General features: G+C 63.1%; 12 protein-coding genes. 5 read left to right on the top strand and 7 right to left on the bottom strand.

The window, feature by feature from the left end; all coding sequences use genetic code 11:
* Positions 1-111 precede the first annotated feature (111 nt).
* Entirely contained in the window at positions 112-711 is a 600-nt protein-coding gene (gene wrbA / locus ACIGJE_RS34785; protein ID WP_415083076.1) for an NAD(P)H:quinone oxidoreductase, read from the top strand.
* Between the two features lie 149 nt (positions 712-860).
* Here the strand turns inward: wrbA and ACIGJE_RS34780 are convergent, their stop codons facing one another.
* The 6 genes from ACIGJE_RS34780 to ACIGJE_RS34755 form a co-directional block, all read right to left on the bottom strand.
* Positions 861-1829 (bottom strand): 2-hydroxyacid dehydrogenase, encoded by a 969-nt coding sequence (locus ACIGJE_RS34780; RefSeq protein WP_415083074.1) that lies wholly within the window; start codon positions 1827-1829, stop codon positions 861-863.
* Between the two features lie 154 nt (positions 1830-1983).
* Entirely contained in the window at positions 1984-2880 is an 897-nt protein-coding gene (gene sucD, locus ACIGJE_RS34775; RefSeq protein WP_311944831.1) for a succinate--CoA ligase subunit alpha, read from the bottom strand.
* A gap of 12 nt (positions 2881-2892) precedes the next feature.
* Positions 2893-4077 (bottom strand): malate--CoA ligase subunit beta, encoded by a 1185-nt coding sequence (locus tag ACIGJE_RS34770; RefSeq protein ID WP_311944832.1) that lies wholly within the window; start codon positions 4075-4077, stop codon positions 2893-2895.
* A 12-nt stretch (positions 4078-4089) separates the two neighbouring features.
* Positions 4090-5055, bottom strand: coding sequence for an HpcH/HpaI aldolase/citrate lyase family protein (locus ACIGJE_RS34765; RefSeq protein WP_068289226.1), 966 nt, complete (start codon positions 5053-5055; stop codon positions 4090-4092).
* Positions 5056-5175: 120 nt separating this feature from the next.
* Positions 5176-6366: an aminotransferase class V-fold PLP-dependent enzyme gene (locus ACIGJE_RS34760; RefSeq protein WP_311944834.1), complete on the bottom strand. Its 1191-nt coding sequence runs from the start codon at positions 6364-6366 to the stop codon at positions 5176-5178.
* A 226-nt stretch (positions 6367-6592) separates the two neighbouring features.
* The gene (locus tag ACIGJE_RS34755; RefSeq protein WP_483681281.1) at positions 6593-7345 is read right to left on the bottom strand and encodes a DUF899 family protein; all 753 of its coding nucleotides are present in this window, start codon (positions 7343-7345) and stop codon (positions 6593-6595) included.
* 242 nt (positions 7346-7587) lie between these two features.
* Between ACIGJE_RS34755 and ACIGJE_RS34750 the strand changes: the two genes are divergently transcribed.
* The 3 genes from ACIGJE_RS34750 to ACIGJE_RS34740 all read left to right on the top strand — a co-directional run bounded on the left by ACIGJE_RS34750 (position 7588) and on the right by ACIGJE_RS34740 (position 10999).
* A complete protein-coding gene (locus ACIGJE_RS34750; RefSeq protein ID WP_415083069.1) occupies positions 7588-8646 on the top strand; it encodes a response regulator transcription factor in 1059 nt (352 codons plus the stop codon).
* A gap of 113 nt (positions 8647-8759) precedes the next feature.
* Entirely contained in the window at positions 8760-9023 is a 264-nt protein-coding gene (locus ACIGJE_RS34745) for a hypothetical protein (protein ID WP_311944838.1), read from the top strand.
* A 617-nt stretch (positions 9024-9640) separates the two neighbouring features.
* A complete protein-coding gene (locus tag ACIGJE_RS34740; protein WP_311944840.1) occupies positions 9641-10999 on the top strand; it encodes a porin in 1359 nt (452 codons plus the stop codon).
* A gap of 174 nt (positions 11000-11173) precedes the next feature.
* Here ACIGJE_RS34740 and ACIGJE_RS34735 read toward each other — a convergent pair whose 3' ends face one another.
* The gene (locus ACIGJE_RS34735; protein ID WP_415083067.1) at positions 11174-11797 is read right to left on the bottom strand and encodes a CGNR zinc finger domain-containing protein; all 624 of its coding nucleotides are present in this window, start codon (positions 11795-11797) and stop codon (positions 11174-11176) included.
* Between the two features lie 82 nt (positions 11798-11879).
* Here ACIGJE_RS34735 and ACIGJE_RS34730 point away from each other — a divergent pair, with 82 nt between their 5' ends.
* Positions 11880-12689 (top strand): alpha/beta fold hydrolase, encoded by an 810-nt coding sequence (locus ACIGJE_RS34730; protein WP_415083065.1) that lies wholly within the window; start codon positions 11880-11882, stop codon positions 12687-12689.
* Positions 12690-12949 lie beyond the last annotated feature (260 nt).

Here is a 12949-nt window from a genome sequence, read left to right as displayed (position 1 = left end):
GGAACGGAATTGGGCAATGCTCACCATGCGCGGCAATGGGCCGGGGCGTTCGTTTCAACTGGATGGATACGCATTCTTTCGGGCAGGCTGCTAGATCGAGAGGAGATGTCGATGGCAAAGGTTCTCGTACTCTATTACTCCGCCTATGGTCACATCGAGGCGATGGCCAACGCAGTCGCGGCGGGTGCTCGCGAGGCCGGAGCCATCGTCGACGTCAAGCGCGTGCCCGAACTGGTGCCGGAGGCGGTCGCCAAGGCATCGCACTACAAGCTTGATCAGGCCGCGCCGATCGCCAGGATCGAGGAGCTCGCCGATTATGATGCCATCGTCGTCGGCACCGGCACCCGCTTCGGCCGGATGTCCTCGCAAATGGCGAACTTCCTCGACCAGGCCGGCGGCCTCTGGGCCAAGGGCGCGCTGAACGGCAAGGTCGGCGGCGCCTTCACCTCGAGCGCGACCCAGCATGGGGGCCAGGAGACCACCCTGTTCTCGATCATCACCAATCTCCTGCATTTCGGCATGACGATCGTCGGTCTCAACTATGGCTTTGCCGGGCAGATGCGGCTCGACGAGGTCACCGGCGGCGCCCCCTATGGCGCCACCACCATCACCGGCGGCGACGGTAGCCGCCAGCCGAGCGAGAACGAACTGGCGGGCGCAGGCTATCAGGGCCGCGCGATCGCCGATACCGCAATCAAGCTGCATGGCTGACGATCTGAGGCTCTCTGACGGCAAGATCAGCCTCCCAGACCCACAGCTGTGGCCCAAAAATTTCCCGGTCCCTACGGACCGGGAATGGCACTGTCTCAAGCCGCTATCGCAGCATCGTTCCTGCCGCTTCCGACAGGTCGCCTGATACGCTACGCAACCCTGTCGGGCACGGACCGTCCCTCGAAGAAGGCGGTGAGATTGTCGACCGCCCTCATGCCCATCGCCACGCGGGTTTCTTCCGTAGCACTGCCGAGATGCGGCAACAGGACCACATTCTCCAGGCGCAGGAGCGCGGCGGGCACCGCCGGTTCGCCGTCATAGACGTCGAGCCCCGCGCCGGCGATCGTCCCGCTTTCGAGCGCATCGACCAGGGCCTGCTGGTCGACAACGTCGCCCCGCGCAGTATTGATCAGGAAGGCGCTCGGCTTCATCGCCCGCAATCTCGCGGCATTGATGAGATGCCGGTTCTCCGCGCCGCCCGGGCAATGCAGGGAGACGAAGTCCGCCTCGGCCAGCACATCCTCCACGCTTGCCAGCTGCCGCGCGCCCATGGCGCTGACAGCCTCGTCGTCGACTTTCGAGCGGTTGTAGAACACGACCTTCATGTCGAAGCCGAAATGGGCCCGCCTGGCCGTTGCCTTGCCGATCCGCCCCATGCCGATGATGCCGATGGTCTTGCCGCTCACCTTGGCACCGATCATGTGGGTGGGGCACCAGCCCGCCCACTCTCCGGCCCGCAATTGACGCTCCCCCTCCCCTGCCCGGCGCGCCACAGCGAGGAGCAGGCTGAGGGCGATGTCGGCGGTACAGTCGGTGAGGACGCCCGGCGTATTGGTCACCGTCATGCCGCGGGCGCGCGCCGCGTCAATGTCGATATGGCTGAAGCCGACGCCAAAATTGGCCAGGAGCTTGGTCCGCACATCCGCCTCGGGAAAGACCGAGGCCGGCAGCTTGTCGCTGACCGTGGGCAGGACAGCATCGAACTGTCTGAACGCGTCGCTCAGCTGCGATGCGGTCAGCGGCGTGTCGTTCTGGTTGAATGTCGTGTCGAACCTGTCGGCAAGGATGCGTTCGACCGCTTCAGGCCAGCGCCGCGTCACGAGAATCCGAGGTTTCATGGTCACTCCTTGCGATCGGCGGGATAGCAGGGCGCGCTTCGACCCGTAGGGCCGCGCGGCCCCTTTTGCTTTGCCTTGCCTCTCCCCATTCTAACGGGGAGAGGTCCGCACTTGCCTGCAGGTGCGTTGGCGAGGGGCGGCGTGACCTTGCCGGTCAGGCCGCCTTCCTGCTTTCGAGCACGCTTGCCACGGTCGGCCCGAATTCGGCCGGCGTCGGTACGATCGCGACACCGGCGTCACGCAGGATCTCGACCTTTTCCTGTGCCGACTCGCCGAAGGCGGAGATGATGGCGCCGGCATGGCCCATGCGCTTGCCCTTGGGTGCGGACAGGCCGGCGATATAGGCGATCAGCGGCTTGCGCATGTGATGCTTGGCCCATTCGGCGGCTTCCGCTTCCTGGGGGCCGCCGATCTCGCCGATCATCACCACGGCGTCGGTATCCGGATCTTCCTCGAAGAGCTTCAGGATGTCCTTGAAGGACGAGCCGTTGATCGGGTCACCGCCGATGCCGACGCTGGTGGAAACACCGATGCCCAGCGCCTTCATCTGCGAGGCCGCCTCATAGCCGAGCGTGCCCGAGCGACCGACGATGCCGACCCGGCCCGGCAGATAGATATTGCCAGGCATGATGCCCATCAGTGCCTGGCCGGGCGTGATGACACCGGCGCAGTTGGGGCCGATCAGGCGCATGCGGTCCTCGTAGCGGAAGCGGCGCATATAACGCTTCACGCGCATCATGTCCTGAGAGGGGATGCCGTCGGTAATGCAGACGCAGAACTTCAGGCCGGCATCGGCTGCTTCCATGATGGAATCAGCCGCGAAAGGCGGCGGCACGAACACGATCGAGGCCTCGGCACCCGTCTCCCGCACCGCGCCCTTGACCGTGTTGAAGACCGGAATGCCGTGATGCTCCTGGCCACCCTTGCCGGGGGTAACGCCGCCGACGACATTGGTGCCGTAACGCTTCATGTCCTGGGCGTGGAAGGAACCGATCTTGCCGGTCAGGCCCTGGACGATGACGCGCGTCTTGCGGTTCAACAGAACTGCCATTTCGCTTCCCCCTCAATGCTTCTTGGTTTTGGCAAAGGCCTGCATCGCCTCGACCGATTTTTCGGCCGCTTCGGCCAGGGTTTCGGCCACGATCACCTTCTCGCCGGACTCGGCAAGGATACGCCGTCCCTCTTCGACATTGGTGCCGGCCAGGCGCACCACCAGGGGCACGTTCACGCCGACCTCGCGCATTGCTTTCACCACGCCCTCGGCCACCCAGTCGCAGCGATTGATGCCGGCGAAGATGTTGACCAGGATGGTCTCGACATTCTTGTCGGCCAGCACGGCCCGGAACGCCTTGGCGACACGCTCGGGCGAGGCACCGCCACCGATATCGAGGAAGTTCGCCGGCTCACCGCCCGCGATCTTGATCATGTCCATCGTCGCCATGGCCAGGCCCGCACCGTTGATGATGCAGCCGATATTGCCATCGAGCCCGACATAGGACAGGCCACGATCGGAGGCGAAGGTCTCGCGCGGGTCTTCCTGCGACTTGTCGCGCAATTCCGAAATCTCGGCACGGCGGAACAGCGCATTCTCGTCGAAGGACATCTTGGCATCGAGGGCGATCAGGTTCCCGTCGCGGGTGACGACCAGCGGATTGATCTCCAGCATCGAGGCGTCGTAGTCGCGGAAGACGCGGTAGCAGCCGAGCAGCGTGTCGACGGCCTTGCCGATCAGGTTGTTCTCCAGCCCCAGGCCGAAGGCGATCTCGCGGGCCTGGAACTGCTGCATGCCCGCACCGGGATCGACGATGGCGCGGATGATGGAGTCAGGCTGCTTTTCGGCGATTTCCTCGATCTCCATGCCGCCGGAGGCCGATGCCACGATCATCACGCGCTCGGATTTGCGGTCGAGCACGATGCCGAGATAAAGCTCCTGGCGGATATCGACGGTTTCCTCGACATAGAGGCGCGAGACGAGCTTGCCCTTCGGGCCGGTCTGGTGGGTCACCAGCTTGCGGCCGAGCATGGCCTCGGCCGCATCCGACACTTCGCTGTCCGACTTGCAGATGCGGATGCCGCCGGCCTTGCCGCGGGCGCCGGAATGGATCTGGGCCTTGACCACCCATTTGTCGCCGCCGATCTCGCTGGCACGATAGGTCGCCTGCTCGGGGCTGTAGGCAAGCCCGCCGCGCGGGATCTGCACCGAATAGCGCGAGAGCAGTTCCTTGGCCTGGTATTCATGGATGTCCATAAGGGTACCTCGTCAGTTGGGCAGGCCGGCGCGCGGCTGGGTCGACTGTTGGATGGCCTCGTGCATGACCAGGACGTTGCGGGCCATGCGTTCGGATGCGGCATCGATCATCTTGCCGTCGAGGGCGGCAGCACCCTTGCCCTGCTCCTCGGCCTCCCGGAGCATCTCGATGATGCGGCGGGCACGGTTCACTTCCTTCTCGGGCGGCGAGAACACCTCATTGGCAAGCGCGATCTGGGTGGGATGGATCGCCCATTTGCCTTCGATGCCGAGCGCGGCGGCACGCCTCGCCGCCGCGATATAGGCTTCGGGATCGGAGAAGTCGCCGAACGGACCATCGATGGCGCGCAGGCCATAGGCCCGGCAGGCCACCGTCATGCGCGACAGGGCCGCATGCCACTGATCGCCGGGATAATCGGGATTGAGGCCGCCGATCGAGACCGTGCGCGCCTTGCAGCTCGCCGCATAGTCGGCAACGCCGAAATGCAGAGCCTCGAGCCGGCCGCCATAGGCGGCGATCGCCTCGACATTGGCCATGCCGAGCGCCGTCTCGATCAGACCCTCCAGGCCGACGCGGGTCTTGAAACCCTTGGCGGTCTCGATCTGGTTGACCATGGCCTCGACCATGTAGAGATCGGCCGGCACGCCGACCTTGGGCACCAGGATGGTGTCGAGCCGGTCACCCGCCTGCTCCATCACGTCGACGACGTCGCGATACATGTAATGCGTGTCGAGGCCGTTGATGCGCACGGAGATGGTCTTGCCACGCGCGCGCCAGTCGATCTCGTTGAGGGCCTCGATGATGTTCTTGCGGGCCCGCTCCTTGTCCGGCGGGGCGACCGCATCCTCGATGTCGAGGAAGATATAGTCGGCCTCGCCGTCGGCGGCCTTGCGGATCATGTCCGGATTGGAGCCCGGTACCGCGAGTTCGCTGCGCTGCAGCCGCAGTTTTCGCAGGTGATGGATGGTGTGGCTCATGATGTTCCTCCCTCCGGGTTGCCGCAGCTTCGAGCGTGGGCGCGACCCATTGGCACTGGCTTCAAGTCTTTATGGAGCATATCTTCGCCCTCCCCCGGATGGGGAGGGCGGAGTTGCGTCTTAGGCAGCCTTGGCCAGGCTCGGCTGGGCCGACAGGCGATAATGTTCGAGGGCCGCGCCCACGCCGGAGCCGGGCTGGACTTTCACGCCGCAATCGCGCAGCGCCATTTCAGCCGCCGAGATCGCACCGCACATCATCACGTCGTTGACCCAGCCGAGATGACCGATGCGGAACACTTTGCCGGCAACCTTGTTGAGCCCGACGCCGAGGGAGGTCTGGTAGCCGTAATGGGCCCGCCGCACGATCTCGGCACTGTCGATGCCTTCGGGCACCAGCACCGCGCTGACCGTGTCGGAATTCCACTTGGCTTCCTTGGCGCAGAGCTTCAGCCCCCAGGCCTCTACCGCCTTGCGCACGCCGGTAGCCAGACGGTTGTGACGCTCGAAGACAGCCTCGAGGCCCTCCTCGTGGAGGAGATCAAGCGCCACGCGAAGCCCACGCAGGAGCTGAACGGCCGGCGTATAGGGGAAATAGCCGGTGTCGTTGGCGCGAATCTGATCCTCGAAGGAGAAGTAGCAGCGCTTGTGCCCGGCGGTCTTGGCGGCTGCGAGAGCTTTCTGGCTGACCGACAGGAAGCCCAGGCCAGGCGGCAGCATGAAGCCCTTCTGCGAACCGGAGACGGCGCAGTCGACGCCCCAATCCTCCTGGCGGAAATCGATCGAGCCGATCGAGGAAACACCGTCGGCGAAGAGCAGGGCCGGATGTTTGGCCGCGTTGAGCGCGGCCCGCACGCCGGCGACATCGCTGGTCACGCCGGTCGCCGTTTCATTATGCGTGACGAAGACAGCCTTGATGCGGTGCTCCTTGTCCTGGAGAAGCCGCTCGGCATAGATCTCGACAGGGCAGCCGGTGCCCCATTCGACATCGACCACATCGACGTCGAGGCCGAAGCGTTCGCACATGTCGACCCATAGATGCGAGAACTGGCCGAAGCGCGACATCAGCACGCGGTCACCCGGGCTGAGCGTATTGGTGATTGCCGATTCCCAGGCGCCCGTGCCCGAGGAGGGGAAAATGAAGACGCGTCCGGTCTCGTTGCGGAACACCTTCATCAGGTCGGTGAACAGACCGCGGGTGAAGTCTGGATAGTCAGGCGCGCGCATGTCCTCCATCGGCATGTTCATCGCCTGGCGAACGACTTCCGGAACATTGGTCGGTCCTGGAACGAAAAGCTGGGTGAAGCCGGCCATCTAAATCCTCCCGAAATGTGCGGCGGGTCCTGAGCCTGCCGGTTGCTTTCGAGGGTGATGATCGGTCGGGGGGCCTCCTGCCCACAACACCTGTCGGGATAGATTCACGAGCCTGAGGGCGTTGGACGCCCCCTACACTTTCAGAGCCTGCCGCACCCCATCGGATGGGTGAGACCCTACCCGGACTGCCCCGAGAGGATCAAACCGCCCCCAGCAACAAGCGGCCTCAATGCCCGGAAGGGCCGAGATCGTCGGAGTAGCCGGCCTTGAGGCGGGACCACTGGGCGGTGGGGCGCCCATCGACACGCATCCTGTCGACCCCTTCGAGCCGTCGCGGCCATCCGGCAGGCGAGTCCTCCCACGCCTCCTGCCGTCCATAGACGGTCAAATCGAGCAGCCGGTAATTGTTGTCCATCGCCTCGATGCCACGCCACGTCGTCCAATAGGTCTCGAAGACGTCCGACCCCAGCCGCAGATAGCAGACGATATACATCAGGCCTACCCGGCGCCCGACCAGGAGCGCATCGAGCGAGGCACGAGGCGCGCAATACCAGGGCATCTGCCAGCCCATGAAATCCCGATAGCGGGCACTTTCCGGGTAGGGCCCCTGGCAGAAGGTGGCGTAGGTGACATCGCGCGAATGCACATAGGACAGTTCGCGGACCTGCGAAGTGACCCAGGTACAGCCTTCGCATTGCTCCGGCGCAGGATGGCCGGCATGCCACATGAAGTAATAGGCGATGAGCATGCGGCGCCCTTCGAAGGCATCCAGCAAGGTCACTGCCCCCTGGGTACCGATGAGCGGGATTGCCCCATCCACCTTGACCATGGGCAGCCGCCGGCGGGCTGCGGCGATGGCATCGCCCTCCCGGGTGTGAACCTTTTCCCGGGCCAGCAACGCCTCTATCTTCGCCTGGAAACTATCCTGATCGACTATTTCGGGAGTTCCAAGTCGATCTGCGGTGTTGTCGTCGATCATCGTTCTCGCCTTCCCCGGCCTGTATCGATGGCGACCAGGCTAGCGCGGGATGTCCGAACGCTGCGAGTGACAAGTGTGTCGGGATTCCGACGCGGGCTCGTCCGCGATCCAAGCGCCGCCAACTTTTCACCCTTGTTCACTTCTGTATGATATTACCTATGCTCTCTCTTACAGAGGGAGGGGCTCCGGCGTAAGCCAGGCTCTGCCCAGCCCGGATTTGGGGCCGTCCGAAGATCGGCACGATGAAGGCGGAATCGGCGGCTGCAAATACCCGTGAGAACAAGTTTCACCGCCCACCATCATACCAACGTATAATACTGGCAGAAACATTCAGTAAAAAAAGCCGGTATAAATGTGATGGTACGGTGGAGGGAGTGCAATCCTCGATTGAGGTAAGTGGCTTGGGGGCGAGCCGCACTTTCGGACTGATCTGCCGGAGGAAACGCCAGGATGGTTTCAAAGCCCGCATGACCTTATCGCCGACAGAGATTCTAATCGGGGTTCGCGTGGACGAAGGACGTTGCTTGCATGCCCTGCAGGCCGAACGAACCTTCGACACCTATGGTCTCACCCAATGCAGGAGCGCCGGAACGCGCACCAACATACCTCCGATATCCATCGATCTGATCGGCGGCTGCGGCCTCCACCGCACGGCCTTGATGCGCTGCCTCACGGCGTCGGAGACCGCTCTTGCAGTGGAGGGCTTCAAGGATGTCGAGGTTTGGGCGAGTGCTTCCCTTCGTGCCAACGACGTTCTTCTCATCGCTTCGGAGCATTCTCCCAGCATCGCGGCGATCGGCAGGGACATTGGGGCGATCCTCGAGACCGCACCTGCAGCCCGCATTCTCGTGCTCGCCGACGTTACCACCCAGGCCATGCTGATCGCTCTTCTCAAGCAGGGCGCAAGGGGTGTCGTCCCCTCGGAATCGACGATCGACAATGTCATCTTTGCCGCCCGCCTCGTGCGTCGGGGCGGATTGTTCACGCCGCTCCTGGAAGCGGACCGAAGGAAATCCGCTACGCCCGATCCGAAGGAACAGGAGCAGCCCCTGCAGGCACTGCTGACACCCAGGCAGCTGGAAATCGTCCTCGAATTGCGCAAGGGTTCGGCCAACAAGGACATTGCCCGCGAACTCGGGATGAGCGAGTTCACCGTGAGAGTGCACGTCCGCAACATCCTACGCAGGCTGAAGGCTCGCAGCCGCACCGAGGTCGTAGCGAGAACGAATGCCCTGCAGCTCCAGCCCGCCCGGTCCTGCGGGATGCAGGAAGCCCCCATCGGCGTCCATCAAGCTCGCTAGCCCGTTTATTTGCCTCCTTCGCCGGCGCCGTCCATTCGTCCTCGCCTCGAATGGATCGCCGGACGCAGCGAGCCCTCACGATCAGCCGCCTGCCGCGCGGACCGGAAGCGCCCATGCCTCACAAGCTCTATGCATTGCTGCGAACACTGGAACGGCATCGCCTCTGGTTCATGATGGATCGTTTGGGTTCCGACTCCGTCACCCTGACGATCACGGTCGAGGAAAACCGGCTCGAGATCGACGTCTTCGAGGACGAGCGGGTCGAATATACCTGCTACAAGTCCAATCAGAAAATCGCCGCCGGGGGCAAGAACCTGGACGCCCTGATCTCGGGACTGGCCGCCATCGGGCGACAATGGCCACCCATGCCACGGTAGCGCGAGGGAGAGGACAGCTCCTCCCCCCAAGACATATTGGCGGATGACATGCCGAAGATCCGGCTGGCAGCTTCCGTTCCCATTACTCCCCCATGGGGGCAGTGAGACCTGCCTCGTATCTGCCAAGGCCCGCGCAGAGCATCGCCCGTTTCAAGCGGTCCCCGAAGTCCCGGTGCGCAGGCCTCCAGCCGCGCCGCCTTCCGCACGATTCCCCGCGGCTCTCCACCCAAAGCGAAACCCGACCAGGGAGGTCAATTCCTGGCCGGGCTCCAATAGCTCAGGGTCTCGCGAACCCAAGAAGAAGATAGGGAATCGCCTGCCTTTGCACCACAAGCGCGAGGTTGCATTGTGCCTCAATCAGATAGTTATTGCGTGTAATCATTCCAGATTACGATACAACTAAGGGGCGATTTTAGTAATGTAAATTCGAATAATCGGTTGTATTTTTAAAGAAATATCTTCATACTCACCCATGAACACTGATTAGATTGTGGCCTTTTTGTTACACAGATGCCTAAAAAGGCCACACCAACTGACACATTGATCGGATTCTTTTTGCGATGACTCAGGAAGTGTCGCAATCTCACCCCCGGTAACAACCTCAAAGGGGGAGTCGCATGGCGACCAAATCTCTGCTTCTAGGAACCATAGCCGGCATCGCCGTCGTCGGTATCGCCCAGGCCGCCGATCTGCCCATGACCAAGGGCGAAGCCGTTGAATATGTGAAGGTCTGCACGGCGTTCGGCCCGGGCTTCTTCTATATTCCCGGCACCGACACCTGCCTGAAGATCGGCGGCGAAATCCGTGCCGATTACCGCGGCTTCGGCGGCAGCGGCAGCGGCCGCGTCGAGACGACCGTCAACGGCGGAACACCGACGGTCACGCGCTCGAACTTCAAGTGGAGCCGCAACAACGATCGCACGGCGTTCAACACCCAGGCCCGCATCTGGTTCGATGCCCGCACCCAGACCGACTGGGGCCTGCTGCGCTCCTATTTTCAGATCAATGCCGACTCGCATCCGATCAGCCACCAGGGCCGCGGCGGCGTCTATAACGGCAACACCTTCACCATCGACAAGGCCTTCATCCAGTTCGGCGGCCTGACCGCTGGCTACGCCCATTCGTTCTTCGGCTTCTACGACAACGAATATGGCGATACGATCTGGGCGCCCTATTATGCCGAGAGCAACACCGTCAACCTGCTGGCCTACACCGCCCAGTTCGGCGGTGGCTTCAGTGCCACGCTGTCGGTCGAAGACGGCCGCGATCACCGCTCCAACGTCGCGGTGAAACAGGGCGGCCAGCAGGTTCCGGACGTGGTCGGCCAGTTGCGCTGGGATCAAAGCTGGGGCTCGGTCGCCATCCAGGCTGCAGGCCACCAGTTCCGTTCGGCCGAGGCCGTCGATGCCAATGGCGTTCCGCTTCTGGCCACCGACCCCGACTATATCCCCCACAAGCAGAAATATGGCTGGGCCGTGGGCGGCACGGGCCTGTTGAAACTGCCCTTCATCGATGGCGGGCACTTCATCGTTGAAGGCCAGTATGCCGATGGCGCCCTCGACTATCTCGGCGCCGGCAACAGCATCTTCAACAACTACAGCGACTATTATTTCGGCTCGAACAGCACCTTCCGCGCCGGCAAGGGCTGGTCGGTCGTCGGCGAACTGGGCGGCAATATCACGCCCGTCCTGAACGCCAACCTCGTGGCGAGCTATATCGACGTTCGCTACGACGACCTGCTCGGCTTCGCCGGCAAGAAGTCCTTCGACAAGGAATTCACGGTCGCCGCCAACCTCACCTACACGATCGTCAAGGGCCTTACCATCGGCGCCGAAGTCGCCTACACCCGGGCCGACTTCAATCTGGGTTCGAGCAGCACCACTACGACCGACGGCGAAACCACCACCACGGTCACCAATACCAAGGCTACGCCCAATATCTGGCAGGCCGGCATCCGCATACGGCGCGTGTTCTAAGTCTCTGTCTTCAGCGACAAACCATGAGGGTTCGGCTTGCGCCGAGCCCTTTTCATTGGATCATCCGCTGCAATGATCACCGGATTACAACGCCGCTAAATCCGGCCAGCGAGCACCGAGCTGCGTTCTCCTTAGCCTATGAAATCGATGCAGATAGCCGGCTACCAATAGCGCTCACCGGCAGCGAAAAGCCTCGGCCTTGGCGCGATTGCCGCAGGTGCGCATGTCGCACCAGCGTCGACCTGCTCCCCGCCCGCGATCGACGAAGAGCCAGGTGCAGCGTGCGCATTGCCGCAGGCGCGCGACGTCCTCGCTGCGCAGGAAATCCTCGAGGCCCAAGGCGACGGCGTCCAGCCAACGCTCGGAACTGCCGGCGTCCGGCCGCCAGCGGAATCGCCCCCCCTCCTCCCGGAAAGCGCCTCGTCCCAAGGCCTCGCGGATCGCCTCTTCCACATGCTCCATGCCCTGATACGCCATGCCCTGGCGAGCCGTATCCGCAAGGCCAGCAAGGCCGAGCATCCCCTCATAGGCCTGCTCCCGCAGGTCATGCAGTCTGGCCAACGCGCCATCATCGTCGAGCTCGGGGTCCTGCAGGAACGCCGCGAGTTCCTGCTTCGAGAGCAGCCCTGCCCCGCCAACCCAATCGCGCAGCGCCTCCCAGCTGCCGATCTTGTCGCCCAGGCGGGTCTTGCCGGTGTCGGCAACGGTGTTGATGAAATCAAGCGCGGGATGGCCGCCGACATAATCGGCTTCGCTCCACCCTTGGGAAAATCGGCTCTGAGACTCGGGAATAACCATTATTTTGAATTTAGCGGTTGCGCACTGAAAAATCCAGTCTAACCTATAATTCGAATAAAGAGGTTATTCCGGAGGAGCCGCCATGCTGGAACTCACCAACCGTTTCACCTTCGAAGGCAGCCAGATCGCCTGGGGTATGCTGGGCGATGGTCCCCCCATGGTGCTGGTGCATGGCACCCCCTTCTCGTCGCAGGTCTGGCGCCGCATCGCTCCCTGGCTCGCCCGCAGGCGGCGGGTCTTCTTCTACGACCTGCTCGGCTACGGCCAATCCGACATGCCGGACAGGGATGTTTCACTCGGCATGCAGAACCGGCTTCTCGGTGCCATGCTGCGCGAATGGGGCCTCGAGAGGCCGCAGGTACTCGCCCATGATTTCGGCGGTGCCACCGCTCTGCGTATGCATTTCCTCGACGATGTCGCCTTTTCCGGCCTGACGTTGATCGATCCCGTCGCGATCGCACCGCAGGGGTCTGCCTTCGTCCGGCATGTCGGTCACCATGAAGCCGCCTTTGCTGGACTGCCGGCCTATGCCCACCATGCCCTCGTCTCGGCCTATATCGGCAATGCCGTCGCGCAGCCTCTGAGCGAAGAGGCGCTGTCGATCTATCGAGGTCCTTGGCTAGGCGACATCGGCCAGCGCGCCTTCTATCGCCAGATCGCGCAGATGAACCAACGCTATATCGAGGAGGTCGAGGCTCGCTATCGACGTCCCGACTTTCCGACCCGCATCGTCTGGGGAGCGGACGACGCCTGGATTCCCATCGCCCAGGGGCGCAAGCTCGCCGACCGCCTCACCGATGGTGCCCTCATCTCCGTGCCTCGCGCCGGCCATCTCGTCCAGGAGGATGCACCGGAGGCCATCGTCGCTGCCGTCCTCGACGATCCCGCCTGAGAAAAGTTGGTACTCCCCTGCGTCACGCAGAGACTCGACAAGAGCGGAGTCTGTCGCCCAGTCGCGGAGCGCCTGACGGCAGGCCCCTTGCGGAACACCCGCATCGCTCCCTCCCCTCCGGCACTTTTCCGAAACGCAGGCCCAGCACTGCAATTGCGATTTTCGTTTGAGCGGGCTTGGGAGTGTCAGCTTCCGGCTGACACCTTGGAAACGAAACACCGGACAACAGGATGTCAGCCTCGCCCCGCCATCTGACGAAG

Source organism: Labrys sp. E2SS-1L (genome assembly GCF_057073705.1).
This window is presented reverse-complemented; position numbering and strand designations above follow the sequence as displayed.